Annotated in this window: 20 protein-coding genes; 7 read left to right on the top strand and 13 right to left on the bottom strand. The window is 72.0% G+C overall.

The features are described 5' to 3' along the window. Positions 1–76: 76 nt before the first annotated feature. On the bottom strand, positions 77–1,459 hold the full coding sequence (locus ACFYWM_RS19350) for a hypothetical protein (protein ID WP_389916443.1): 1,383 nt from the start codon (positions 1,457–1,459) through the stop codon (positions 77–79). Positions 1,460–1,591: 132 nt separating this feature from the next. Here ACFYWM_RS19350 and ACFYWM_RS19345 point away from each other — a divergent pair, with 132 nt between their 5' ends. Next, positions 1,592–6,241, top strand: coding sequence for an HAD-IC family P-type ATPase (locus tag ACFYWM_RS19345; RefSeq protein WP_389916441.1), 4,650 nt, complete (start codon positions 1,592–1,594; stop codon positions 6,239–6,241). A gap of 66 nt (positions 6,242–6,307) precedes the next feature. After that, entirely contained in the window at positions 6,308–6,433 is a 126-nt protein-coding gene (locus ACFYWM_RS19340; RefSeq protein ID WP_389916439.1) for a hypothetical protein, read from the top strand. Between the two features lie 108 nt (positions 6,434–6,541). Here ACFYWM_RS19340 and ACFYWM_RS19335 read toward each other — a convergent pair whose 3' ends face one another. The 7 genes from ACFYWM_RS19335 to ACFYWM_RS19305 all read right to left on the bottom strand — a co-directional run bounded on the left by ACFYWM_RS19335 (position 6,542) and on the right by ACFYWM_RS19305 (position 12,859). Continuing rightward, positions 6,542–7,864, bottom strand: coding sequence for a glycoside hydrolase family 3 protein (locus ACFYWM_RS19335; protein WP_389916437.1), 1,323 nt, complete (start codon positions 7,862–7,864; stop codon positions 6,542–6,544). A gap of 121 nt (positions 7,865–7,985) precedes the next feature. Continuing rightward, complete coding sequence (gene ptsP, locus ACFYWM_RS19330) at positions 7,986–9,677, bottom strand: phosphoenolpyruvate--protein phosphotransferase (RefSeq protein ID WP_389916435.1); 1,692 nt, start codon at positions 9,675–9,677, stop codon at positions 7,986–7,988. Then, positions 9,674–9,931, bottom strand: a complete 258-nt coding sequence (locus tag ACFYWM_RS19325) for an HPr family phosphocarrier protein (RefSeq protein ID WP_389916433.1) — start codon at positions 9,929–9,931, stop codon at positions 9,674–9,676. The genes ptsP and ACFYWM_RS19325 overlap by 4 nt, the downstream gene beginning before the upstream one ends. A 28-nt stretch (positions 9,932–9,959) precedes the next feature. Continuing rightward, positions 9,960–10,622 (bottom strand): HAD family hydrolase, encoded by a 663-nt coding sequence (locus tag ACFYWM_RS19320; protein WP_389916431.1) that lies wholly within the window; start codon positions 10,620–10,622, stop codon positions 9,960–9,962. A gap of 108 nt (positions 10,623–10,730) precedes the next feature. Further along, complete coding sequence (locus tag ACFYWM_RS19315) at positions 10,731–11,285, bottom strand: PTS glucose transporter subunit IIA (protein ID WP_389916428.1); 555 nt, start codon at positions 11,283–11,285, stop codon at positions 10,731–10,733. 207 nt (positions 11,286–11,492) lie between these two features. After that, positions 11,493–11,729 carry a glucose PTS transporter subunit EIIB gene (locus tag ACFYWM_RS19310; RefSeq protein WP_389916425.1) on the bottom strand — a complete coding sequence of 79 codons (237 nt, stop codon included), beginning with the start codon at positions 11,727–11,729 and terminating at the stop codon, positions 11,493–11,495. 95 nt (positions 11,730–11,824) lie between these two features. Beyond that, positions 11,825–12,859 (bottom strand): SIS domain-containing protein, encoded by a 1,035-nt coding sequence (locus ACFYWM_RS19305; RefSeq protein ID WP_389916423.1) that lies wholly within the window; start codon positions 12,857–12,859, stop codon positions 11,825–11,827. 159 nt (positions 12,860–13,018) lie between these two features. On the opposite strand from ACFYWM_RS19305, the gene ACFYWM_RS19300 reads away from it, so the two are divergent. The 3 genes from ACFYWM_RS19300 (at position 13,019) to ACFYWM_RS19290 (ending at position 16,332) form a co-directional block, all read left to right on the top strand. After that, a complete protein-coding gene (locus ACFYWM_RS19300; protein ID WP_362837563.1) occupies positions 13,019–13,759 on the top strand; it encodes a GntR family transcriptional regulator in 741 nt (246 codons plus the stop codon). A gap of 289 nt (positions 13,760–14,048) precedes the next feature. After that, a complete protein-coding gene (locus ACFYWM_RS19295; RefSeq protein WP_389916421.1) occupies positions 14,049–15,437 on the top strand; it encodes a PTS transporter subunit EIIC in 1,389 nt (462 codons plus the stop codon). A gap of 316 nt (positions 15,438–15,753) precedes the next feature. Beyond that, entirely contained in the window at positions 15,754–16,332 is a 579-nt protein-coding gene (locus tag ACFYWM_RS19290) for an Rv3235 family protein (RefSeq protein WP_389916419.1), read from the top strand. A gap of 190 nt (positions 16,333–16,522) precedes the next feature. Here the strand turns inward: ACFYWM_RS19290 and secA are convergent, their stop codons facing one another. Next, the gene (secA, locus tag ACFYWM_RS19285) at positions 16,523–19,336 is read right to left on the bottom strand and encodes a preprotein translocase subunit SecA (protein WP_389916417.1); all 2,814 of its coding nucleotides are present in this window, start codon (positions 19,334–19,336) and stop codon (positions 16,523–16,525) included. A gap of 255 nt (positions 19,337–19,591) precedes the next feature. On the opposite strand from secA, the gene ACFYWM_RS19280 reads away from it, so the two are divergent. Beyond that, a complete protein-coding gene (locus tag ACFYWM_RS19280) occupies positions 19,592–19,909 on the top strand; it encodes an HGxxPAAW family protein (protein ID WP_389916415.1) in 318 nt (105 codons plus the stop codon). Between the two features lie 275 nt (positions 19,910–20,184). Further along, positions 20,185–21,381, top strand: coding sequence for a winged helix-turn-helix domain-containing protein (locus tag ACFYWM_RS19275; protein ID WP_389916413.1), 1,197 nt, complete (start codon positions 20,185–20,187; stop codon positions 21,379–21,381). Between the two features lie 263 nt (positions 21,382–21,644). Here the strand turns inward: ACFYWM_RS19275 and ACFYWM_RS19270 are convergent, their stop codons facing one another. The 4 genes from ACFYWM_RS19270 to ACFYWM_RS19255 form a co-directional block, all read right to left on the bottom strand. Beyond that, positions 21,645–22,349 (bottom strand): response regulator, encoded by a 705-nt coding sequence (locus tag ACFYWM_RS19270; RefSeq protein WP_389916411.1) that lies wholly within the window; start codon positions 22,347–22,349, stop codon positions 21,645–21,647. Between the two features lie 94 nt (positions 22,350–22,443). Beyond that, entirely contained in the window at positions 22,444–23,103 is a 660-nt protein-coding gene (gene hpf, locus ACFYWM_RS19265) for a ribosome hibernation-promoting factor, HPF/YfiA family (RefSeq protein ID WP_389916409.1), read from the bottom strand. 519 nt (positions 23,104–23,622) lie between these two features. After that, positions 23,623–24,327 carry a ComF family protein gene (locus tag ACFYWM_RS19260; RefSeq protein WP_389916407.1) on the bottom strand — a complete coding sequence of 235 codons (705 nt, stop codon included), beginning with the start codon at positions 24,325–24,327 and terminating at the stop codon, positions 23,623–23,625. 433 nt (positions 24,328–24,760) lie between these two features. Next, the gene (locus ACFYWM_RS19255; protein ID WP_389916405.1) at positions 24,761–26,509 is read right to left on the bottom strand and encodes an LpqB family beta-propeller domain-containing protein; all 1,749 of its coding nucleotides are present in this window, start codon (positions 26,507–26,509) and stop codon (positions 24,761–24,763) included. Positions 26,510–26,565 lie beyond the last annotated feature (56 nt).

Here is a 26,565-nt window from a genome sequence, read left to right as displayed (position 1 = left end):
ACGTCAGCAAGCAGGAGGCGGGACAGGCCGTCGACACGGCCAGGTCGTTCCTGCCTCCTGCCGAGCGCATCGTCTACTACGGAGGGCTCGGCGCGCTCGCGGTGGCGGGGTTGCTCGAATGGCCGGTAGCGGCCGCCATCGGGGTCGGAACGGTGATCGCGCAGCGTGCGCGCGGAAAGGGCAGGTCGTCGAGTCCGGCCTCCAGGCCCGCGATCTCCGCGACCGGCTCCTCGACGACCGGCTCCGCGTCCCGGTCCACGGGTTCGACATCCGGATCCCGGACGACCGGTTCGACGTCCAGGTCCCGGACGGGAGGCTCCACCTCCCGGACCACACCGGCGTCCCGTGCGACGTCGGCCGCGTCGCGCACCGCGTCCAAGGCCGCGGGCACCGTGTCCCGCGCCGCGGGCACCGCCGCGTCCCGCACCGCGGGTGCCGCGACCCGGGCGGCCGGCACCGCGACCCGCGCGGCGGGTACCGCCGCCTCGCGGGCGACCGGTGCCGCGTCACGCGCCACGGGCTCCACGGGCTCCACGTCCCGGAGCCGGACGACCGGTACGACCTCACGGGCGAAGAGCCCCACCTCGCGGACCCGGAGCGCCACATCGCGCGCCACGGGCACCACGAGCCGGACGACCGGCGCCACGTCACGCACCACGGGCACCACGTCCCGCGCGACGGGCACCACCGCATCCCGGACGAAGAGTCCTACCTCGCGGACCCGGAGCACCACGTCCCGCACGACGGGCACCACCGCATCCCGGGCGAAGAGCCCCACCTCGCGGACCCGGAGCACCACATCCCGCGCCACGGGCACCACCGCATCCCGGGCGAAGAGCCCCACCTCGCGGACCCGGAGCACCACATCGCGCGCCACGGGCACCACGAGCCGGGCGACCGGCGCCGCGTCACGCACCACGGGCACCACGTCCCGCGCGACGGGCACCACGAGCCGCGCGACGGGCACCACCGCCTCACGGGCGAAGAGCCCGGCTTCGCGGACCCGGAGCACCACCTCCCGTACGGGAGGGACCACCTCACGGACCACGAGGCCCGCGTCGCGCGCCACGGGTGCCACGAGCCGGACAGGCGGTACCACCGCCTCCCGGACGACCGGTACCACGGGCTCCAGCGCGACGGGTGCCACCGCCTCGCGGGCGAAGAGCACCACCTCCCGTACGGGAGGCACCACCTCACGGACCACGAGGCCCGCGTCGCGCGCGTCGGCGGCCGGCTCGCGGACCGCGGGCACCGGTTCCCGGGCCACCACGTCCACCGCACGCTCACGGACCGCGACCGCGTCCCGGGCCACGAAGCCCGCGCCCCGGACCGCGAGGCCCGCCGCACGGACGACGAAGCCCGCTTCACGGACCACGAAGCCGGCGTCCCGGGCCACGACATCCGCGTCGCGACGGACCTCGACGCCCACGTCACGGGCCTCGGCGTCCGCTTCCCGCACCGCGGGCTCCGCCTCCCGGTCGGGAAGTTCGGCCCGCGGGAGATCGTCCAAGTAATCGCAGCGACGGGGCCGATCAGGCCACGCGTAACCACGGCCTGATCGGCCCCGTCATCTTGCCTGCCGGAGATCTGCATGTTCGTGCCCCGCCTGCTGTCCGTGCCCGCGGAAACCCTCTGGAACGTCGTACCGGACGCGATCAAGGCCGTGCCCACCGCGGTCGCGAACGCCCTGCCGCGTTCACGCGGGAAACGGGCCTGCCCCGGAGGGCTCCATGTCGACCTGCACGCGATCGGCTCACCGGGCAGCGAAACGAGGGCCCGGCGGCTGGAGAACGCGCTGCTGAAGCTGGAGGGGATCGGGCGGGCGGAGGTCAACGGCGTCCTCGGCTCCGTCTTCTTGGGCTGCGACCCGAAATCGATCGACATGGAGAAAGTGCTGTCGATCATCGAGGCGCTCGACGGCGAGGACCCGGGGGACGACGACGAGGACGACGACCTGACCGGCGGCTACGACCTGGACGAGGACACAGAAGAGGACACAGACGACACAGAAGAAGACGCGGAGGACGAGTCCTCCGGCCAGGGGATCCTCGCGTCCCGCTTCGTGAAACACCACACCGCCAGGCTGGTGGAGCGGCACACCCGTGCCGGCATCCGGCTCGGCGCGAGCCTGGTCGGGGCGGGCATGGCCTTCGCCGGGCACGCGGTGCGCGCACCGGCGGTTCCGGCGATCTTTCCCGCCCTGCTGGGCCTGGCCGACTCCACCCCCAGGGTCCGCCACGAGCTGGAACGCCATCTCGGCGGCCCGGCCACCGTCACCCTGTTCACGACGGCGAACATCATCACCCACACGCTGGCGCTGCGCCGGGTGGGGATGCTCGTCCAGTCGGTCACCGCGACCAGCCGCTACATCGAGGCGCGCGACACGCTGAGGGCCTGGGAGGCGCGCCAGCACGAGCTGGCGTCGCGGAAGGGCTCCTACCGCCACATCCGCACGGCCGGGAAACCTCGTCCCGCCCCCATGGCCCACAGTCCCGTGGAGCGGTTCGAGCGCGTCGGGAGCCCGGTGGCGGCCGGCGCCTCCGGGCTGACGTACCTTCTCGGCGACGGCCACGCGCGTGCCGTCGCCATGCTCACCGCGACGACGCCCAAGGCCGCGAAGCTGGGCCGCGAGTTCTTCGCCGCCGCGATCGGGCGCGCCCTGGCGAGACGCGGCGCGATCGTCCTCGACGAACGCGCCCTGCGCCGCATGGACGGCATCGACACGGTCGTCCTCGACGCCGACGTGCTCGGCACGGGTTCGTGGGAGATCGAGCGCATCGTCCCCCTCGGCGCCCTCGACTCCGCGAACGGCGAGGGCCTCGACGGACTGCGCGCCCGGCTCCTCACCCTGCTCGACCTCGACGACCCCGGCGCGCGGCGGGAACGCGACGCGTGGAGGGCCGAGCCCCTCGCGGGCCCGGCGGGGATCGTCGCGGCGGAGGCCGAGGACTGGCAGGCCCGGGGGATCCGGGCCGTCCGCGTGACGAGGGAGGGTGTTCCGGCCGCCCTGGTCGGCCTGGCACCGCTGGTCGACCCGCTGGCCGACGCGATCGTCGCCGCGGCCGGGGGCGCGTGCGCCGTGGCGCTCGCGGGAGGCGGTGAGGAACTCGGCCCGCGGCTCGGCATCGACGAGATCGTGCCGGGCGGTTCCCGGCTGGCCAGGTCGGTCCGCGCGTTCCAGGCGGACGGCCGCGGGGTCGCCGTGGTGTCGGCGCGCCGCATGGCCGCGCTGGCCCAGGCCGACCTGGGCATCGGCGTGCTGCGCGGCTCGGGCCGGGTGCCCTGGGACGCGGACGTGATCGCCGAACTCGAGGAGATCCACCTGCTCCTGAGCTGCCTGGGACCGGCGAGGAGGACGAGCGAGCGCTGCGTGTGGCTCACCACCGCGGGAACCGCCGCCGGAGGCGTGCTGGCGACGCTCGGGTCCGCGGAGGACTCGCAGCACAGGGCGCAGCTCGCGAGCAGCTGCACGTCGGTGGCCACCCTCGTCACGGGCGGCTGGGCGGGCTGGCACGCCGGGCGGGAGACCCCGCCCGTCCGGATCGACCGGACCCCCTGGCACGCGATGCCCGCCAAGGAGGTCCTGGCCCTGCTGGGCTCGTCGGTCAACGGGATCAGCGAGGCCGAGGCCGCGCGGCGCAGGTCCTCCACGGGATCGGAGAAGCCGCGGGGCCCCGACTCGCTGCTCCGCGTGTCCGTGGAGGAGCTGGCCAACCCGCTGACCCCCGTACTGGCGGCCGGGGCGGGCCTGTCGGCCCTGGTCGGCTCGGTCTCCGACTCGGTGATGATCGGCACGGTTGTGCTCGCCAACGCGCTCATCGGAGGAGGCCAGCGCTACAGCGCCGACCGGGCGCTGCACCGCCTGACCGAGGCGGTGGCGATCCCCGTACGCCTGCGCCGCCCCCGTGAGAAGGCGGGCACGGCGGAGGGCGCGGGTACGGCGGAGAAGGCCGGCGCGGCGGAGAAGGCGGGCGCGGCTCGTTCCGCCAAGCGCGGCTCCCACGAGAAGGCGGGCGCCGCCCGCCCCCACGAGCAGGCGAACGCGACCGTCGAGGACCTCGTACCCGGCGATGTGATCGAGCTGCGCGCGGGCGACACCGTGCCGGCCGACTGCCGCGTGCTCAAGGCCGTGGGCCTGGAGATCGACGAGGCCGCCCTCACCGGCGAGTCGCAGCTCGTCGCCAAGTCGCCGGAGCCCGTCAGCTCGCCCGCCGTCGCCGACCGCAGCTCGATGGTCTACGAGGGGACGACGGTGGCGGCCGGCAGCGGGCTGGCCGTGGTGGTCGCGGCGGGCGAGACGACCGAGGCGGCCAGGACCGCCAGGCTCGCCGCCGAGGAGCCTCCGGTCACAGGTGTGCGGCTGCGGCTGCGGGAGCTGAGCCGGCGCGTCCTTCCGGTCGCGGTCGGGTCCGGCGTCGTCCTGCTCGCCGCCGACCTGTTGCGCGGCAGTTCCGTGCCGCAGGCGCTCGCGCCGGCGGTGAGCCTCGCCGTCGCCGCCGTGCCCGAGGGACTGCCGTTCGTCGCCTCGGTCGCGGAGCTCGCCTCCGCCCGGCGGCTGTCGACCCGTAACACCCTGGTGCCCAACCCCTCCACGATCGAGGCCCTCGGCCGGGTCAACGTCCTGTGCTTCGACAAGACAGGGACCCTCACCGAGGGGCGCATCAGCCTGCGGTGCGTCTCGGACGTGCAGGACGAGCGCACCCTGGAGGACCTCACGCCCGAGCTGCGGCACATCGTGACCGCGGGGACGCGCGCGTGCCCGCGGCACGACGAGGGGCGCCCCATCCCGCACCCCACCGACCGCGCCGTGCTCAAGGGGGCCGAGCGGCTGGGCGTGACCGAGAAGGGGAACGGGAGCTGGGAGCGGGTCGACGAGCTCCCCTTCGAGCCGGGACGCGGCTACCACGCCGTGCTCGGCAAGGACGCCTCGGGCCCGCTGCTGAGCGTCAAGGGCTCCCCCGAGATCATGATCACCCGATGCACGTCCATCCTCCGCGACGGCCAGGTGGTCCCTCTCGCGGACCACCTCGTGGCGGAGATCGAGAAGGAGCTCGACCAGCTCGCCCGGCAGGGTTACCGGGTGCTCGCGGTCGCTGAGCGCCCCGCCTCCGACCGTCGCGACCTCGACGAGTCCCGCATCCAGGACCTGTGCTTCCTCGGCTTCCTCGGCCTGGCCGACCCCGTACGGCCCACGGCCGCGGAGAGCGTCGGCCGCCTCACGCGGGCGGGCGTGCGCATCGTCATGATCACCGGTGACCACCCGAGCACGGCGGAGGCGATCGGCGCCGAGCTGAACGTGCTGAACGGCGGACGGATCATGACCGGGCCCGAGCTGGACGAGATGGACGACGACACCCTGGTGGAGGCGCTGCCGGACGTGACGGTCTTCGCCAGGACCACCCCGGCGCACAAGGCGCGGATCGTCAGCTGCCTGCGCCGTACCGGCAAGGTCGTCGCGGTCACCGGCGACGGCGCCAACGACGCCCCCGCGATCCGGGGCGCGGACGTGGGGATCGCCCTGGGCTCCCGCGCCACCCCGGCGGCGCGGGCGGCGGCCGACATCGTCGTGACCGACGACCGCATCGAGACGATCGTCGACGCGATCATCGAGGGCAGGGCGATGTGGGGCTCGGTCCGCGACGCCCTCAGCATCCTGCTCGGCGGCAACATCGGCGAGATCGCCTTCGCGGTCGGATCCAGCCTGGTCAGCGGCGGGAACGTGCTGAACGCCCGTCAGCTGCTGCTGGTCAACCTGCTCACCGACATGCTGCCCGCGATGGCGGTGGCCTCCCGGCCCCCGGCCTCCACCAGCCCGGAGAAGCTGCTGGAGGAGGGGCCGGAGGCCTCGCTGGGCGCCTCCCTGACCCGCGACATCTACCTGCGCGCCGCGACCACGGCGAGCGCGGCGGGCCTGGCCTGGGCGATCGGCCGGGTGACCGGTACGCGCGGGCGGGCGGACTCCATGGGGCTGGTCGCGCTCGTGGCGTCGCAGCTGATGCAGACCCTGGCCCTGAGCAGCCGGGATCGCCTGGTGGTGCTGGCCTCGCTCCTGTCCCTGGGCGCCCTGGGCATGGCCGTCTCGGTCCCGGGGCTCTGCCGGTTCTTCGGCTGCCACTATCTGGGGCCCGTGGGGTGGACCATCGCCCTGGGGAGCGCCGCCACGACGACGGCCGCCGGGGTGGCCTTCCAGGCGTCCACACGCGGAACGTCACCGAACGTTCACCGAATAGCAACCTCGTGACTGGTGACTTAGACTCCCTTGGTATGAATTATCACCTTAAGCACTCTTTCTCCCTGTGAGGTTGTTATGTCTGGATTCATCTCCACCGTGCTCGCCAAGGCGGCCTTCATGCTGATCGAGGCCCTGCTCACCCGCCTCGTCCAGTCGCTCGTCATCTCGCTGGCCAGGACCGGCAACCTCCGGCTCGCCTGACCGGACCGCGCCCCCAGGAGCCGCCAGGAGCCCCCTGATCTCCCTTCTCAGCGGGCCCTTGAGGCGATCCAGCCACCCCTGAAGTGATCCAACGGCCCCCGAAGTGATTCAGCGGGCCTTCGAGGTGATGAGCCGGGCGACCTTGAGGTGCTCGGCCGAGCGGAGGACCTGCTCGGCCCTGGCCGGGTCGACGATCGGCGCCTCGTCCAGCAGGCCGCGGGCGGCCTTCAGCTTCAGCAGCCGCCGGACGGACTGGTCGAGCCGGGCCTGGGAGATCTTTCCGGACGCCACCGCGGCCAGCAGCGCCCGGTGGGCCTCGCGGTAGTCCGGCGGCATGAGCAGCAGGTCCACCCCGGCCTGGATCGCCCGTACCGCGACCTCCCCGTCCTTGTACTTCTTGCGTACCCCCGCCATGTCCAGCGCGTCGGTCGAGACGACCCCGTCGAAGCCGAGCTTCTCGCGGAGCAGCCCGGTCAGGATCGGCTTGGACAGGGTGGCCGGGTCACCCGAGGGGTCGAGCTCCGGCATCACGACGTGCGCGCTCATGATCGCGTCGACGTCCTTGTCGATGGCGGCGGCGAACGGCGGGGCGTCCAGCCTGTTCCACTGGGAACGGGTGTGCCTGATCACCGGCAGGCCGGTGTGGCTGTCGACGTTGGTGTCCCCGTGGCCGGGAAAGTGTTTGGCCGTGGCCCCGATCCCCGCGTCGTGGAAGCCCTGCACGGCGGCGGCGACCATCGGCGCGACCTTCTTGGGGTCCGAGCCGTACGCGCGCGGGCCGATCACCGGGTTGCGCGGGTTGAGGTTGACGTCGGCGACGGGCGCGAAGTCGAGGTTGACGCCCAGGGCGCGCAGCTCGGTGCCCGTCACCTTCGCGGCCTTGCGGGCCAGCGAGACGTCGCGGGTCGCGCCGATGACCGACGCCCCCGGGATGGGGGTGACCAGCGGGGCGAGGCGGGAGACCTTGCCGTTCTCCTGGTCGGTGCCGATCAGCAGCGGGATCTCGGGGGACGCCTTCTGCAGCCCGTTGGTCAGCGCCACGATCTGCCGGACGTTCTTGACGTTGCCCGCCCAGGGAAAGAGGATCACCCCGCCGGGACGGTAGCGGGCGACCATCTTCGCCGGGGTGTCCACCCCGAACCGCGCCTGGTTCTCCCCCGACACCGTGTCGGCCGACGGGCCGTACAGCACGGGCATGAAGAGCTGGCCGACCTTCTCCTCCACGCTCATCGAGGCGAGCACGCCCTCCACCCCCGCGGTGTCCAGCGTGGCGGAGGCGTCGGCGGGGGCGGACGCCTCGGAGGACCCGGCGGGGGAGGCCGCGTCGGCGCTCGCGGAGGTCTCCCGCGTGGCACCGGACGCGGGCGGAGCGCTCCTCCCCGCCCCGGCACATCCGGCCGCCATCGTCGCGATCACTGCGATACCCGTCACACGTCTCCACCGAGCCATGCCGCTTACGCTATCCGGGTCCGCACCCCGGTGCCCGCGCGTCCACCCGGTCACCACCGGCCCCTCCGGCCCGTACGTCACCCACGTGGGAAGTCCGCCCACGTCACAGCGCCAGTCCGGCGAGACCGGGCAGGTGCGAGCGCGCCTCGGCGCGCGCGGCCTCCGGGGAGGAGGCGGCCCGCGCGGCGTCGGCGGCCAGGTGGCACTGCTGCCGCGTGTGGCGCGACAGCGCGGCCCGTACGGCGGGCAGCGCCGGGGCCGACATCGACAGCGAGGTGACCCCGAGCCCGACGAACACGCAGGCCAGGGCTGGGTCGGCCGCGGCCTCACCGCAGACACCGCACGGCCTCCCGCGCTCGGCGGCGCCCGCCGCGGCCAGGGCGACCAGGTCGAGCAGGGCGGGCTGCCAGGCGTCCTGGAGCCCGGTCAGCGCGCCCAGCTGCCGGTCGGCGGCGAGGGCGTACTGGGCCAGGTCGTTGGTGCCGACGGAGAGGAAGCCCGCCCGCACGGCCAGGTCGGAGGCGCGCAGGGCCGCCGACGGTATCTCGACCATCACCCCCGCCGACGGCAACCCCGCCGCGTCACAGGCGTCGGCGAACCAGGCGGCCTCCTCGGCGGTGGCCACCATCGGCGCCATCACCTGGAGTCTCGCCGACGAGCGCGCGGCCGCGGCGGCGAGGGCCGCGAGCTGGGTGTCCATGATCTCCGGATGCGTCCTGAACAGCCGCAGCCCCCGTTCCCCCAGCGCCGGGTTGGGCTCGTGCGCTCCCGGCGGCAGGAAGGCGAGGGGCTTGTCGGCCCCCGCGTCGAGGGTCCGGACGGTCACCCTGCCGCCGGGGAAGGCGTCCAGCACCTCCAGGTAGGCGGCCTCCTGCTCCGCCGCCGAGGGCGCCTCGGCCCGGTCGAGGAAGAGGAACTCGGTCCGGTACAGCCCGACCCCCTCGGCCCCGTGCTCCAGCGCGGCGGCCACGTCGCGAGGCCCGCCGATGTTGGCGAGCAGCGGCACGGCGTGCCCGTCGGCGGTCGTCCCCGGCCCCGTGGCGGAGGCGAGCACGGCCTCCCGCGCCGCGGCGGCGTTGCGCGCCTCGGTGACCTCGTCGTCGGAGGGCGCGGGCCGTACGAGACCGGAGGCCCCGTCGACCAGCACCGGCGTCCCCTGCGCGATCGAGGTCGCCCCCGGGCAGGCCACCACGGCCGGCACCCCCATGGCGCGGGCGAGGATCGCGGTGTGGCTGGTCGGGCCGCCCTGCTCGGTGACGAAGGCCGCCACCACGTCGGGAGACAGCAGCGCCGTGTCGGCGGGCGCCAGGTCACGGGCGACGAGGACGTACGGCTCCCCGGTGCCCTCGGGCACGCCGGGCAGGGGACGGTCCTCGATCACCGCGATGGCGCGGTCCCTGATGTCGTCCAGGTCTGCGACGCGCTCGCCGAGGTACCCTCCGGCGGCGGCGAGCAGGTCGCGGTAGTGGCCGAACGCCTCGTACACCGCGCGGGCCGCGGAGGTGCCCGCCCCGACCAGCGTGGCCACGCCGTCCGCCAGGCCGGGGTCGCGGGCCATCATGGCCTGCGCCGCCAGGATCTCCCCGGCCTCGCCGCCCGCGCGGGCCCCGCGCCCCTCCAGGTCGGCGGCGACCCGCTCCAGCGCCCGCCCGGCCAGGGCCAGCTCCGCGGCGGCGTCCTCGGCGGTCCCGCCGTGCCGCGAGCCCGGCGCCGGGACGATCGCCTCGTACGCGAGCACGTGGGCGGGACCGACACCGACCCCGGGGCTCACCCCCACCCCGGTGAGGGTGTTCACGGCGCCGACGCGATGGCCGCCAGCTGGTCGAGAAGCTCGTCGGCTCCCTCGCCTTCCGCTCTGATCACCACCGTGTCGCCCTCCCTGACGTCGAGGGAGAGGACGGCCAGGATGCTCTTGGCGTTGACCGGCTCGCCGCCCGCCTTGGCGACGGTGACGTCCAGGGACGCCTTGGCCGCCGTCTGGACGAATGTCGCGGCGGGCCGGGCGTGCAGGCCGACCTCCGACTTGACGGTGACTTGGCGCTCGGCCACGTGTTCCTCCCGGAAGTTCGCCCGCGGTCTAGACCGCGGGATCGTTGATGGTCGGCAGGGGCCAGTCGACCCCCGTCAGGTCCGCGACCACGAGATCGGCCCCGGCCAGCTCAGTGCCCGGATGCGTGGTCGCTATGCCCACACACGCCATGCCAGCCGCCTTGGCCGCCGCGATCCCGGCGATGGAATCCTCGAACGCCACACAGTGTGCCGGATCGACCGACAGGCGCGCGGCGGCGAGGAGGAACCCCTCGGGGTCCGGTTTGCCCACGGTCACGTCGTGGGCGGAGACGATCGTCTCCAGCAGGTCACGGATGCCGACCTGCGCCAGCCGCTCCTCGGCCCAGTCACGGCCGGCGGAGGTGACGACCGCGACCGGCGAACCGTACGCCGCGACCCTGCGGACCAGCTCCGCGGCACCGGGCACCGGCACGATGTCGGGCAGGCCGGGATGGTCCTGGAAGGAGAAGGCTTCCTCGATCAGGTCGTCGATCCGCTTGCCGGGGAAGAGGTGGGCCCGCTCGGTGAGGACGTCGCGCCCGCGCCGCCCCATGAACCCGCGCAGCACGACCTCGTCGTGGACCACCCCGTGACTGTCGAGCAGCATCGACCACATGGCCATGCTCCGCCGCTCGCTGTTGATCAGCGTCCCGTCGAGATCGAAGAGCGCCGCCTTCCTGGACGGTCCCACCGTCGTCCCCACTCTCCTTCTCGTTCCCCTGCCCCGGCCTCGTGGCCGGCGCCCTGTGATCGGCTCCTGTTTTCGTACCGGGTGCCCCTTGATCGGTCCCGCGCGGCCTCAGGCCGGACCGCTCGGATCGCGCGGACCGCTCGGACCGCTCGGACCGCTCGGACCGCTCGGACCGCTCGGACCGCTCGGACCGCTCGGACCGCTCGGATCGTGCGGACCGCTCCACTCGAAAAGCTCGTCACCGGCGTCGACGGCCCCCGTGGCGAGGCCGGTGACGGCGTCCGCGGCGGCGTCCAGCGCCACGACCGGGCAGATCGGGCAGCGCCCGCCCGCCTCGATCCCGGCCGGGTCCCACGCCACCACCGGTTGCCCGGCGCCCACCCGGTCGCCCTCGGCCACCAGTGGCTCGAACCCCTCCCCCCTGAGCTCGACCGTGTCGATGCCCAGGTGGACGAGGACCCCCCGGCCGTCGTCGCCGACGACCACGAACGCGTGCGGGTGCAGCTTGACGATGGTGCCCGCGATGGGAGAGAGCACCCGGCCGGGCGCCCTGTCCGGCTCGATCGCCATACCGGGCCCGACCAGCCCTTCGGAGAAGACCGGGTCGGGCACCGAGCCGAGCCTCACGGCCACCCCCGCGACCGGTGCCAGAACTGTGGTCACCGCACCCCCCTCGGCATGCCGCCGCCCGCGAGGACGGCCCGTCCGCGCGCCCGGCCGCCCACGCGTGCCGTCTCGGGCGCGCCCCGCCCTCGCCGGCCCCTGTCGGCCCGTGCCGGCCCGCGCCGGCTCCCGTCGGCCCTGGTCGGAGCCGATCACAGAACTGATCGGCTCTGTGATCGGCCGGCGTCGGCCGTCGTCCGGCCCGGCTCAGCCCATGATGTCCTCGATGTCGCTGGCGATCGTGTCGGCCTCGGGACCCACCACCACCTGGACGACGTTGCCCGCCGCCATCACGCCGTGCGCGCCGGCCGCCCGCAGGGCCACCTGGTCCACCTTGGAAACGTCGTGCACCTCGGTGCGGAGCCGGGTGATGCACGGTTCGATCTCGATGATGTTGTCCGCACCACCGAGTCCAGCGATGATCGCGTCGGCGTCGGCCGCCATGTCGCCCTCCAGATGTGATCACCCTGTTCCCAAGGCTATGACCAGGCTAAAGGACATGTCGCGATCAGTCGGTCCGAGTCACCTTGTTGAGACGGTCAGTCGGTCTGGGTCACCTTGTTGAGACCGCGGGGGGCGTCGGGGTCGATCCCCAGCCGGCGCGCGAGCGCCTCGGTGAGCAGCTGACCGGGGACGATGAGGCCCAGCGGGGCGACCCACTCGGGAAGGTCGGGGCCGTTCAGCGCGGCGCTGGAGACCGAGGACAGCGCGGTGCCGCCGCCGACCGTGTAGGCCGAGGCGCCCGCGCCCGTTACCCGCTCGGCGAGCGCCACGGTGCCGGCCAGGGTCGGGCCCTCGCCCGCCGCGACCAGGATGGCCGGGGTGTCCTCGTCGACCACGGCGATCGGGCCGTGCAGCAGGTCGGCGTACGACAGGCCCATGGCGTGCATGTAGCACGCCTCCTTCAGCTTGAGCGCCAGCTCCAACGCGGTGGAGAAGGCGAGTCCCCGGCCGGAGACCACGACGCCCGGCTTGTCGGCCAGGCCCTCGACGATCGCCTCCAGGTCACCCGGGTCGCCGACCAGCTTCTCGACCGCGTCCGGTACCCGCTGCAGGTCGGCGGCGTCGACGTTCGCGCCGAGCCCGAGGGCCAGCACGGCGAGCGCGGCGAGCTGGGTGGTGTAGGTCTTGGTGGCCGGGACGGCCTTCTCCTCGCCCGCGACCGTGCACAGGGCGAGGTCCGCGGCCTGGGCCAGGGGGCTCTGCTCGCCGCCGTTGGTGATGGCCACGGTCTTGGCCCCGCAGTCCTTCGCCCACGCGAGGGTCTCGACGATCTCCTCGGTCCTGCCCGACTGGGACAGTGCGACGGCCAGCACGCCGTCGAGGTCCAGCCTGCGCCGGTAGGTCGTCGCGATCGAGGGGGCGGCGAGGGTGGAGAGCCTGCCCGTGTGGGCCTCGGCCAGGTAGCGACCGTAGACTGCGGCGTTGTCGGAGGTGCCACGGGCGATGAACAGCAGCTGGCGGGTCTGCCCCGCGAGCCGCTCCACCTCCCCGACCCTGGGGAGGAGGGCGTCGAGCGTGGCTCGCAGCGCGGCGGGCTGCTCGGCGATCTCGCTGCGCATCTTGGTCGTCATCTCGCGCTCATCCTTCGGTTCGGACGGACGAGACCGGGCCGTTATCGATCCGTCTCCGGTCCGTACGTTGACACCCTTTTCCGGCCTGTGGTCTAGTCCGGACTAGACCAGTACGAACCCTAACTCATGCGACATCTCAGATCGAGGGGGGAGGATCCTGTGGCCCAGATCGACCCGGACAGCCCGGTGCCCAAGTACTTCCAGCTCCGGGAGATCCTGCTCGATCTCATCGAGAACAACGAGCTCGCGATCGGCACGGCGATCCCGTCCGAACGCGAGCTCTGCCAGCGCTTCGGGCTCTCCCGCATGACCGTACGGCAGGCCGTGGACCACCTGGTCTCCGAGGGCAGGCTCCAGCGGGTGGCGGGCAAGGGCACCTTCGTGGCCCGCCCCAAGATCGAGATGTCCCTGCGGCTCACCTCCTTCAGCGACGAGATGCGCGCCAGGGGCATGGAGCCCGGCTCCCGCGACCTGGACCGGCGGGTGGTCAGGGCGAGCGCGCACCTGGCCAGGGAACTCGGCATCCAGCCGGGTGACGAGGTTCACTTCATCGAGCGGCTGCGGACCGCGGCCGACGAGCCCATGTGCATCGAGCGGGCCCACATCCCCGTCTCACTCGCGCCCGACCTCGACACCCACGACCTGACGGGCCGCTCCCTGTACGCCCTCCTGGAGACCCGCTACGGCCTGGTGCTCGACGCCGGCGAGCTCACCATCGACGGCGGCATCGCCGACCCCGGGGACGCCGACCTGCTGAAGTTACCGCGCGGCGGGGCCGTGCTGCTGCTCCAGCGGCGCTCCTTCGCGGGAGGCGTCTGCGCCGAACTCGGGGTGTCCACCTATCGCGCCGACCGCTACCAGCTCCGTACGATCCTGGAGATACCGGCCCGCCGCGCCTGATCCCGATGCCCGCCCGCCCCACCACGTCCCGCCCGCCGCGCCCGTTCCGATCACCACCCGGCCCCGGCGGCGCCTCACCCGCTCCGACCTCGACCTCGACACCCTCGACCCAACCGTTCCGATCACCACCCGGCTCCACCGGCGTCTCACCCGCTCCGGCCACACTCTCCGCCCGCCCGTTCCGATCACCACCCGGCTCCGTACCGCCGCCGTCGTCATGTCCCGCTCGGTCCCGCGCGACCGCTCCCCTCGCCGCCCTCCTCCCTTCCAGCCCTTGGAGGAAAGCCCGATGAGCCCTTCCCCGGCGGACGCGGGCCTGCCCGCCGCCCGGTCGTCCGGCTCCGCCGCGATGGGCGTGCTCCAGCGCCTGGGACGTTCCCTGATGCTGCCGATCGCGGTCCTGCCGGCCGCGGGCCTGCTGTTCAGGCTCGGGCAGGACGACCTCCTGGGCCGGACCGACAGCGCCCTGCTCGACGACGTGGCCCGCGTCGTCGGCACCGCGGGCGGCGCCCTGTTCGACAACCTGCCCATCCTGTTCGCGATCGGCGTCGCCATCGGGTTCGCCCGCAAGGCCGACGGCTCCACCGCCCTGGCCGCGCTCGTCGGCTACCTGGTCTTCCACGCCGTCAGCATGAACATGTTCTTCATCCTCTTCGACGCCGACCTGAGGCAGTCCATCACCACGGAGGTGTTCGACAGGAACACTCCCGGCGTCCCCGACGCGGTCCTGAACCTCGGCGCGCAGAACCCGACCCGGGTGCTCGGCGGCATCGTCATGGGCCTGGTCTCGGCGCTGCTCTGGCAGCGCTACCACCGCACCAAGCTGCCGACCTGGCTGGCCTTCTTCGGCGGGCGCCGCCTGGTGCCGATCCTCACCGCCTTCGCCGGGCTCGTGATCGGCGTGCTCCTCGGCTTCGTCTGGCCGGTGCTGGGCGGCTGGGTCCGCGCCTGGGGGACCTGGCTCGCCTCCAACAGCGAGCTCGGCGCCGGGGTCTACGGCATGATCAACCGTGCCCTGCTCCCGCTCGGCATGCACCACATCGTCAACAACGTGATCTGGACCCAGGTCCCCGAGTGCGTGGTCGACGGCAAGAAGCTCGCCGGGGACCTGATCTGCTTCAACAACGGTGCCGTCGGCTACGGCGGCTTCGAGGCCGGTTTCTACCCGGTCCTCATGTTCGGCCTGCCCGCCGCCGCGATCGCCATCTGGCGGGCCGCGCCGTCGCACCGCCGCACCGCGGTCGGCTCGATCATGATCTCCGCGGCGCTCACCGCGTTCCTCACCGGGATCACCGAGCCGATCGAGTTCGCGTTCATCTTCGTGGCGCCGGTGCTGTTCGTCATCCACATCCTGCTGACCGGCGTCTCCATGGCCCTCGCCTCCGCGCTGGACGTCAAGCTCGCCTTCAGCTTCTCCTCCGGGCTGATCGACCTCGGCCTGTACGGGACCGCGCCCAACGCCCGGGGCGTACCGATCATCATCGCGATGGGGCTGGTCTACGCGGTGGTCTACTACACCGTGTTCAGCTTCCTGATCAGGAGGCTGAACATCATGACCCCCGGCCGCGAGCCCGAGCCCGATGTCGACTCCGGCGAGCCCTCACCCCCGGCGCGCGGCAGGACGGACACCGAACCTCCCCCCAACGGGGACCCTCCCCCCGGACCGTCCTCCACCTGAACCGGCCTCCACCCGGGAGGTGCGCCTCCCGCCGCCCGAGCCGGCCTCCGCCCCGGAGAAATCCCCGGCTTCCCCGAGCCGGTCTCCCCCGAAAGGCGCGCCGAGCCGTTTCGGCCGTCCTCCGGAGATCGCGGCCCTGGCCACAACCCGCCCCCTCGCGAGGACCGACCGCTCCAACCCGAGGTCACCTTCCCTACCCAACCGGGCGAAGCGACCGGGATTTCCGGGAAGTTGGCGGGCGACGTATCTGGACGGAGGGCCGGAAACTCCCTGATGTGTCAGTTCTGCCACTCAAGCCGAGCACATCGGAGTTCCCATGTCGCCCCCACGACGCCCGGCACCGCTCCCCAGGGTCGCCTCCTCCCCCACCGCCGAGCCGCCCTACGACGACGACCGCCCCGCCGGCGACACCCCGGCCATGCCGCCGTACGTGCAGGGCACCCTCGCCCTCGCCCTCGATCCCGGGGCGCCGGGCCCCTCCGCCGGGAGATCGCTGATCTGGGGCCCGCCCGGCACGGTCCCCGACGAGCGGCGGCTGCGGGCCCTCGCGCAGGCCGTCGCCGAGATCCTGTCCGGCAGGCGCCCCCCGGCGAGCGTCTCCTGCCACCTGACCGGCAGGGCCCAGGCCGAGCTGGCGCGGAGCGGGAAGATCATCACCACCGCGCGGCCCCCCAGGGTGGGCCGGGCCCACATATCCCAGCCGGAGGACGGGGTGGTGGAGATGTGCGTCGTGGTCGACTGCGGCGACCGCTCGCGCGTCCTGGCGCTGAGGCTGGAACGCAGGGGCGTGCGGTGGCTGTGCACCGAGTTCGAGACCACCCCCGACCCGCGTCCCGTACGGGGAGGAACCAGCGACCCCCGGCCCGGCCACCGGACCGCGCCCGCTCGCCCCTGAACGGCCTCCCGCCCGTCGTTCCGAAGCTGTCACCGGGCCGTCGCGCCCGTCCCTCGCGGAGGCGCCTCCGGCACGCGCCGGTCACCGGGCCGCGCTCGCGACCGTGGCAACGGCGAGACGGCAAGGCAAGGCGGGGCCCGGACACGCCGGAGGGCCCGCACCGTGCACGGTGCGGGCCCTCCGGTGGCGGTCAGACCTCGACGTGCTTGGGGTCGCCGTGGCAGCGCTTGTACTTCTTGCCGGAGCCGCAGGGGCACGGGGCGTTGCGCTCGACGTTGCCGTACGCGTCACGCTCGGCCTTGGTGCTGATCCGGGTGTGCTCCACCTCGCCGCTCTCGCCCGGAGCGGTGTACTCCAGCTCGGTGGGACGCTGCGGGCCGCGCAGGCCGCGAGCGATGATCGAGCGGGTCTCCGCGATCGCGGCGTCCTCGGAGTGGTCGTGCTCCTCGACGATCGGGTTGCTCTGCACCTCGACCTCGAGGTTGAACAGGTAGCCGACCGACTCCTCCTTGATGCCCTCCAGCATCTGGGAGAACATCTCGAAGCCCTCGCGCTGGTACTCGATCAGCGGGTCGCGCTGGGCCATCGCGCGCAGGCCGATGCCCTCCTGGAGATAGTCCATCTCGTAGAGGTGCTCGCGCCACTTGCGGTCGAGGACCGACAGGATGACGCGGCGCTCCAGCACCCGCATGCCCTCCGGGTCCATGGCCTGGGCGTTGATCTCCTCCTCGCGACGGTCGTAGGCGGCCATCGCGTCGGCCTTCACCTTCTCGTTGAGGAACTGGGCGGTCAGCTCCTCGCGACTCCCGGCCTCCTCGATGAGCTGCTCGGCGGTGATGCTGATGGGATACAGCTGGCCGAGGGCCTTCCACAGCTTGTCGAGGTCCCACTCCTCGGCGAATCCCTCGGAGGTGGCGCCCGCGATGTACTCGTCGATCACGTCGTTGACGAAGCCGCGGATCTGCTCGTGCAGGTCCGCGCCCTCCAGCACCCGGTGACGCTCGGCGTAGATCACCTTGCGCTGCCGGTTCATGACCTCGTCGTACTTCAGAACGTTCTTGCGGATCTCGAAGTTCTGCTGCTCGACCTGGTGCTGGGCGGAGGCGATGGCCTTGGAGACGATGCCCGACTCGATCGGGACGTCGTCGGGGATGTTGAGGCGCGTCATGATCATCTCGACCCTGGCCGAGTTGAACAGGCGCATGAGGTCGTCCTCGAGCGAGAGGTAGAACCGCGACTCGCCCGGGTCGCCCTGACGGCCGGAACGGCCGCGGAGCTGGTTGTCGATGCGCCGCGACTCGTGCCGCTCGGTGCCCAGGACGTAGAGGCCGCCGAGCTCGGTGACCTCGTCGTGCTCGGCCTGCACGGCCGCCTTGGCCTTCTCCAGCGCCTCGCCCCAGGCCTTGTCGTACTCCTCCGGGGTCTCGACCGGGTCGAGGCCGCGGCCGCGCAGCTCCAGGTCGGCGCGGAAGTCGGGGTTGCCGCCGAGCATGATGTCGGTGCCTCGACCGGCCATGTTGGTGGCCACGGTGACGGCGTGCTTGCGGCCCGCCTCGGCGATGATCGCCGCCTCACGGGCGTGGTTCTTGGCGTTGAGGACCTCGTGCTTGACGCCCTTGCGCTTGAGCTCCTTGGCGAGGCGCTCGGACTTGGCGACGCTCGTGGTGCCGACCAGGACCGGCTGGCCCCGCTCGTAGCGCTCCTTGATGTCCTCGACGGTCGCCATGAACTTGGCGTCCTCGGTCTTGTAGACCACGTCGGCCTGGTCCTTGCGGATCATCGGCCGGTTCGTCGGGATCGGGACGACGCCGAGCTTGTAGGTCTGGTGGAACTCGTTGGCCTCGGTCGCCGCGGTGCCGGTCATGCCGGAGAGCGTCTCGTAGAGGCGGAAGTAGTTCTGCAGCGTGATCGTGGCGAGAGTCTGGTTCTCGTCCTTGATCTTGACGCTCTCCTTCGCCTCGATGGCCTGGTGCATGCCCTCGTTGTAGCGGCGGCCGTGCAGGACTCGACCGGTGAACTCGTCGACGATCAGGACCTCGCCCTCGACGACGATGTAGTCCTTGTCCTTCTTGTAGAGCTCCTTGGCCTTCAGCGCGTTGTTGAGGAAGCCGACCAGGTGGGTGTGCTCGGGCTTGTAGAGGTTCTCGATGCCCAGCCAGTCTTCGACCTTCTCCACGCCGGACTCGAAGATGCCGACCGTGCGCTTCTTCTCGTCGACGGCGTAGTCGCCGGTGTTCTCCTCGCCGTCCTTGCCCTCGGTGCCCCTGCGGAGCCGGGGCACGATCTTGGCGAACTCGGCGTACCACTTGCCGGACTGCTCGCCGGGGCCGGAGATGATCAGCGGCGTCCTGGCCTCGTCGATGAGGATCGAGTCGACCTCGTCGACGACGGCGAAGTGGTGGCCGCGCTGGACGCACTCCTCCAGCGACCACGCCATGTTGTCGCGCAGGTAGTCGAAGCCGAACTCGTTGTTCGTGCCGTACGTGATGTCGGCGTTGTACTGCTTGCGACGCTCGTCGGAGGGCATGTTGGCCAGGATCACGCCGACCTCGAGACCGAGGAAGCGGTGGATGCGGCCCATCTCGTCGCCGTCACGCTTGGCCAGGTAGTCGTTGACCGTGATGACGTGGACGCCCTTGCCCGAGATGGCGTTGAGGTAGGTGGGCAGCGTACAGGTGAGGGTCTTGCCCTCACCGGTGCGCATCTCCGAGATGTTGCCCATGTGCAGGTTGGCCCCGCCCATGATCTGCACGTCGAAGTGGCGCTTGCCCAGCACCCGCCGGGACGCCTCACGGACGGTGGCGAAGGCCTCGGGAAGCAGGTCGTCGAGGGACTCGCCCTCGGCGTAGCGCTGCTTGTAGTCGTCGGTGAGCGCGCGAAGCTCGGCGTCGGTCAAGCTCGTGAAGTCGTCTTCAATGGAGTTGACCTGGTCGGCGATCCGCTTGAGCTTGCGCAGAAGCTTGCCTTCGCCGGCGCGAAGAATTCTATCGAGAAAGGCTGGCACTTTAGGTAAAGCTCCTCGCAGGTCTTCCGCGGCCGGACCGGCCCGGCTGAGGACGAGACATGGTTCTCCGCTGCCATCGTAGGCGGTTCCGCCACCAGACACAGCCACCCTGAAAGACGCTCTTGTGGCCCATGGAGTTCCTTGCCCGCTTCTTTGAGAGAGTACGACCAGCTTCAAAGGGTATGTCGCCCTTTGTCACGCCCGCGGTGGATCCCCGCGCGGGCGAGGCGTCGTGCCTGGGAGGAGAAGCCCGCGATGGCGGAGGACACACGTCAGACGAATGGCGGTACTCACGAGGCCGGAGGGGGCGACGGCGGCCCCGCGGTCCACCCGAGCTCCGGCGGCCACGGGGGCCGGGCGTCGTCCTGGCTGGCGGTGACCGTGATCCTGCTGGGCTTCACCATCGCCGGGGTCGCCCTCTGCCTGGGCCCGAACTGGTTCGTCCTCTGGATGGGCACGGCGGTCTGCGTCATGGGCGGCATCCTGATGCTGGTCTTCCGCGTCTTCCAGGACATCGTCCTTGAGGCCCCCCGCGAGATGAGCGGCGGAACCGGCCGGGGCATCCTGGACTGACCTGCCGGGGCGCCCCAAACCAACCGGCCGAAGGCGTCCCGGACCGACTTGTCGGAGCGTCCCGGACTGACCTGCCCCGGCTCGACGGGCTCCACCCGCCCTCATCACCTCTCACCGCCCCTCGACCGTCCCCACCAACGAGGCGAGGCGCCACACCCGACACGACTTGCCCCGGTTGATCCCGGCCACGGCCCCCCTGACACCGGCGTAGCCTTTTCGTCGGTGTCAGGCGCTAGCCTCGGCCCACGACGTGTTGTCTCCCCCTGGGGCGGTCCATGCAATTCTCCCTTTCCTCCGACGAGGCCCGCCGCGTCATCCTGCGCGCCCAGGGGTTCCTGGGCGCCGAGGCCCGGCGGGGCGGCGCCCCCGCGACCCTGCGCCGCCTCGGGGCCGTCCAGCTGGACACGATCTCCGTGCTGGCCCGCTCCCACGAGCTGGTCGCGTACGCCCGCCTCGGAGCCGTCGGCAGGCAGGAGGTCGAGCGGGCCTACTGGGACGAGCCCGCGCGGGCCTTCGAGTACTGGTGTCACGCCGCCTGCATCCTCCCGATCGGCGACTGGGCGCTGTACGCCTTCAGGCGGAGGTATTTCCGCGCCAGGAAGTTCCGCTGGCACGAGGTGCCCGACAGTGTCGGCAAGGTGCTGAACCTGGTCCGCGAGAGCGGCCCGGTCACCACCGCCGACATCGGCGGTGCCAAGAAGGGCGGCCCGTGGTGGGACTGGTCCGACTCCAAGATCGCCATTGAGTGGCTGCTCGACACCGGCGAGGTCGTCTGCACGCGCAGGGTGGGCTGGCGACGCGTCTACGACCTGGCCGAGCGCGCGGTCCCCGCGGACCTGCTGGCCGAGGACCTCTCCGACGCCGAGTGCGTCACCCGCCTCGCCGGGATCGCCGGGGTCGCGCTCGGCGTGGCCACCCGCGCCGACCTCGTCGACTTCCTGCGCCTGAAGGCGCCCGAGGCGCGGCTGCTCGACAGGTGCCTGCGCGACGGTTCCACCGGGCTGGTGCCCGTCCGCGTCGAGGGGTGGCCCGAGCGGGCCGCCGACGCCTGGGCCGACCCGGCCGCGCTGGAGACCGAGCCCAGGGGCCGCCACCGCACGACCCCGCTCTCCCCGTTCGACTCCCTTGTCTGGGACCGCGCCCGCACCGCCCGCGTGTTCGGCTTCAACCACCGTCTTGAGGCGTACGTGCCCAAGGAGAAGCGCGTCCACGGTTACTTCACGATGCCGGTGCTGGCCGGGGGCAGGCTGATCGGCCGGATCGACCCGGCCCGCGAGGGGGCGGCGCTGGTGGCCCGCCAGGTGAGCCTCGAACCCGGCGTCGCGCCGGGCAGGGGTGCCGCCTCGCTGGCCGACGCCCTCTGGGAGGCCGCGAGCTGGGTCGGCTGCGAGGCCGTCCGGGTCGAGCGCGTCGATCCCCTCCTGGCCGCCCCCCTCCAGGACGCCCTGAACCGGGAGGCTCCTCAGGCGTGAAGGCCCCCGCCGGGCCGAACCGTCTCCCGAGCCGGATCGCCGGACAGCAGAACCGAACAGGAAGGCCGGGCAGGAAGGCCGGGCAGGAAGGCCGGGCAGGAAGGCCCGGCCAGGAGGCCGAACCGGGCGACCGGGCCGGAACACCTGGTCAAGGCGCCGGATCCGAGTGCCGGCTCGGGATCCGGGCCGGGATGCCGGGCCGTTTCCGCCCCTGACACGCCGAAGTGCGGTGACCGTCAGACAGTCACCGCACCGGCTACGTGTCAGGTGATCTCAAGCATCCGCTCGCGGACCGCGTAGACCACCGCCTCCATCCTGGAGTGAAGCTGAAGCTTGTCCAGGATGTTTCTGACGTGGTTCTTCACGGTGTTCTCCGAGATGAACAACTGCTTGGCGATCTCGCGGTTGTTCATCCCCTTCGCCACGAGGCGGAGCACCTCCATCTCCCGTTCGGTCAGGCGTGGAACGGGGAGCTGCGGGGGCCGCTCGGCCTCCTTGCGGCTCATGTTGGCGAACTCGCTGATCAGCTTGGCGGCCATCGCCGGGTTGATCAGCGACTGTCCTTCGTGGACACCGCGGACGGCCTCCGGGACCTCGTCGAGCTGGACGTTCTTCAGCAGGTAGCCGGTGGCACCCGCCTTGATCGCCTCGAAGAGATCCTCCTCCTCGTCGCTCACCGTCAACATGATGATCCGCGTGCTCGGCACCGAGGCCTTGATCTCGCGAGTGGCCTCGATACCGCTCCTCCGGGGCATCCGGACGTCCATGAGCATGACATCCGGAGTGAGGCGGTCGGCGAGTTCGATCGCTTCCTGCCCGTCGCTCGCCTCGCCGACAACCTCGATGTCCGTCTCCGCTGCCAGCGCCATCTCCAAACTGCGGCGGATCAGCGCGTGATCGTCAACGATCAGCACGCGGATCGGTTCGCCGCGTCCGGTCGGGCCGGTTGCGTCGTCGGGTTCCGTCACGCCTCCTCCTCGGGGGGCCAGAGCCGGTGGACCGCCATGATTACACGGGTTTCATGGTCCTCGGTTGGTCGGAGAGGATCTTCGAACGTGTTCGTCAGGGCTCAACGAGCCGCAACACGCCGTAGTTGTACCCCTGTCGGAGGTATACGACGCTCGGCTGCCCGCTCTCCTTGTCACGGAAGAGGTAGAAATCGTGCCCCACCAGTTCCATCTCGAGAAGTGCCTGGTCGACCGTGATCGGGTCGGCCTCGTGGAACTTCTCCCTGACCATCAGCGGCCCGTCCCCGTCCATCTGGATCGGGATGATGCTCTTGTCCTCAGGGACGTCGGCCTCGGCCGGGGGTTCGACCAGTGACTGCTCGGTGAGCAGGTGGGCCGGGGCGCTCTCGAACGACTCGGCGAGCGCGGTGGCCGTCAGCTCCGCGACCGACGGAGGGCAGTGGTTCCCGTGATGGATCTTCCTGCGATCGGCGAGGCGCCGCAGTCGTCCTTCGAGTTTGCCGAGTGCGATGTCAAGGGCGGCGAAACGGTCGTCGGCCGAGGCCTCCGCACGGACCGCGGGACCACGTGAGTGGATGGTGAGCTCGACTCGCTCTCGCTGGTCGACGATACGGGGATTACTTTCCTTGGACACCTCCACGTCAACGCGAATGAGCTTGTGGTCCAAACGCTCGATCCTGGCCAGCTTGGTGTTCACGTGGTCACGGAATCGGTCACTCACTCCGGTGTGCCGACCCTTGACGATGATCTCCATGCACAGCCCCCCTTCGAATCTCGACGGTGGTATTGCGACACCCGCTCGGCCGACCTGGTCTTCGTCCCCACATCCGCCTGCTGAGGGTTTCGCAGCTCTTTGCCACTACATGCCCTTCTCTTCTGGCAAGGAACATCTGGCTCCCTGGGAAGGCAGGACTTACCTCTAAGCCGCACCGTGATCGATCGACGAAAAGTCGTCTTACGTGGACCGTTTGGCCTGCGGCTGGCATCGGCTAGCCGGGCCGGCCTCCTGGTGGAGGTCGGTCCGGCGCAACCACGGACCCGAGCGGGTGCCATGGCTCAGACGCTATCCGCATCACGGCCGAATGTCAGCCTGACGATCGGCCAAAGGATCACTTTGCGTAATTCACGACCGGGCAAACAGCCCTCGGGCCACCCCCGCCCGCCGGTCGGGGCGTTACGGGGGAAGGCCCCCGGCGTTCGTTGAGCAGCCCGGAGAGCACCTCCAGGACAGTGAGGTGTGGCTCCCGGGTGAGGCCGGGACCGGACCTTCACCTCACCCTCCGTAACGATCACCGGATTTGGATCTTCGGCGTGTCGCGGCGACCGTGGCGGCGAGGGAGGGCGTCACCCCCGCCTCGCGCATCGCCCTGGCGGCCTCGGCGAGCGTCGCACCGGTGGTGATGACGTCGTCGACCAGCACAATCGCCTCCGTACCGCCCCAGGAGCGCGGCACAGGCGCGTTTCGGCCGACCGTGACCGTGAAGGCGGAGGACAGGTTCGCGGCCCGCTGGAGGGAACTCAGGCCCGCCTGGTCGGCGACACGGCGGCGCTGGGTGAGGACTCGCGCCACGCTCGCGGGCCAGCCGGCCTGGCGGAGGTAACCGGCCGCCAGCCCCGCGAGCCGGACCACCGGGTCGTGCCCGCGGCGCCTCAGGGCCGGGCGGGCGCTGGGCACCGGAACGAGCAGCACCGGCCGCTCGCCGGCCGCCGTGGCGACCGCCAGGGCCAGGGCCCCGGCCAGGGGAGGGGCGAGGGCCGTGCGGCCGCGCTCCTTGTAGGCGATGATCGCCCGCCGCACGGCGGGGGTGTATTCGGCCGCCGACCAGCACTCGGGCAGGCCGGGCGGGGCGGGGTCGGGCATGCGCGGGGCGGGCGCTCCGTGAAGCTCCGTCGCGCATCGGGGGCAGACGAGGGCGCCCGGCGCGTCGCATCCGGCGCAGCGGGGCGGCAGGATCAGGTCGAGCATGGCGGTCGTCACGGATCCAAGGTTTCAGATGGCACCGACAAAAAGCCCAGCCCAGAGTACCGGAGGGGGGTTCGGTGCCTGCCGGGAGACCGCGGCCGGGCCCGCCCGGAGCCGGGGCGGCCCGTCGGGAAAACGCCCCGACCCAGGGCAAGAACGGCGCCTCCCGAACCGCACACCGCCATAGCACGGCCCATTCCCGGAAATCCACACACCACCGGCGAGCCCACCGACACGACCCCGGCACGAAGAGACAACACCCCCGAAGCCCGCACACCGCCGTAGCACGGCTCACTCCCGGAAATCCACACACCACCGGCGAGCCCACCGACACGACCCGGAACCGCACACCGCCGGAGCACGAACCGCTCCCCCGGTGAGCCCATGGGGGCACCACGCCACCCCATGGCCCAGGCCGTGAGGAGCCGGCTCCTCGGCGAAGGGCGGTTCAGCCCAGGGGGAAGGCCGGGGAGGAGGGGCCGTTCTCGGTGAAGTCCGTGGTCCCGGTCTCGGTCTTGACCAGCGGCTCCCACTTGGTGGAGTTCCAGAACAGGACCTGCCGGGCGCCCTGCTCGTCCCTGGCCCCGGCCAGCAGGGTGCCGTCCAGCGCGGTGATGCTATCGATCCGCGAGTCGAAGGGCAGGGACCTGGTCGCGGCGGTCACCGAGGCTTCGAGCAGCTCCGACTTGCCTGTGAGCGCGTACAGGGTCTTGCCGTCCTTCCAGGCGATGTCCTTGATCGTCCGGTTGCCGTCGGTGTCGATCACGGTCTGGAGGTTGGCGATGCGGGTGCTCTCCCGCTGCCCGACGATCGTGCCGACCTGGACCTGCTCCCCCAGCCCGTCCCTGACGACCACCGCGACGTGCACGCCGTCCCGCGCGATCTTCAGGGACCCGATGTGGAACGTCTCCAGGTCGGGGGCGGACACCCGGTAGCGGTGCTTGTTGTCGCCGTCGTGCCGGTTGATGATCGAGGTGTGGTCGTTGGGCCGGTCGACCGTCCAGAGCGTGTGGTAGCGGTCCCAGGCCGGCGGGGCGAGGGAGACGCCCGTGGCCCACACCCGCCACTCGCCGCCCGCGACGAGCGGCGCGACGGAGACGCTCCTGCCGTCCGAGGAGAGCGCCGCCACCTGCTGCACGGGCTGGCCGCTGATCGCCGGGCGGGTGAGCCCGACCCCCTTCTGACCGGCCCTGCCCGGCACGACCCGTCCGACGTTCTCCTTGTCCAGCAGCCGCAGCGCGCCGTCGGCGAGATAGAACGGGTAGACGGAGTCGGGGGTCGTCCACGGGTCGAAGTTCGACTGCTCCTGGGCGTCGATCCGCAGGGGCGCGTCGGGATAGTACGACTCGCCGTTCACCTTGACCTCGAAGCCCCAGCCGCCCTTGGTGAGCGCGGCGAGGGTCGCGGCGAGCTGGGCCGACATCGGGTCGATCAGGTCGGAGTCGACCCGCCTGGTGAGGTCGACGACGACCCTGTTGTTCTCGATGGTGACGTCGATGAGCTCGGTGTCGGTGAAGGCGGTGCGCACCGCGCCCTTGAGGGAGCTGCTCGGCCCGCGCAGCAGCCGCTCGACCGTCGTCTTGGCGAAGTTGGCGCCCGGGTCGATCGGCACGCGCACCTGGTCGACCACGAGCCCCTTCCACTGGGAGTCGAGGAAGTACAGGTCCACGGGCAGGTAGCCGCGGGCGACGTCGGCCTCGGACAGCAGCAGGCCGTCGGGGGCCGCGCTGATGCGCCACTCGCCGCTCGCCCCCTTGGCGAGCGTGAACGGCTGGTTCAGCGGGCCGCCGCTCGGACGGTATCGACCGTCCTGGTCGATGATGGCGGTCTTGGTGCCCTTGAGCGTGACCTGAGCCTGCTTGTCCTCGTCCCGCAGGGGGGCGAACTTCTCGTAGTCGCCCTGCCGGTAGACCGTGACGCCGCTGTGCGGGTTCCACTTGGCGGCGAAGTCGCCGGTGAGGTACTTGCGGGCGACCTGGAACCCGGAGTCGTCGAGGCTCGCCATCGCCGCGCGGAAGCCGGTGACGACATCCTCCGGCGACCACTCCGCCTTCGGCGCCATGGCGATGACCCGCGCGTACGGGTCGCCCAGCGGGCTGCCCTTGCCCTCGTTGTCCACGGCGACGACGGACTTGCCACCGGTGGGGATGACCGAGCAGGCGCTCATCCCGCAGACCAGGGCGATCGCCAGCAGCACCGTCCCCGCGTTCCGGGCGCCTCTCCCCGCCGCCGGCCCGTGCCGTCCCGCGCGGG

It is taken from the genome of Streptosporangium sp. NPDC002721 (assembly GCF_042888905.1).
Taxonomy (GTDB): domain Bacteria; phylum Actinomycetota; class Actinomycetes; order Streptosporangiales; family Streptosporangiaceae; genus Streptosporangium.
Note: the sequence above shows the minus strand (reverse complement) of the source record. Positions and strands in the feature narration are given on the sequence as shown.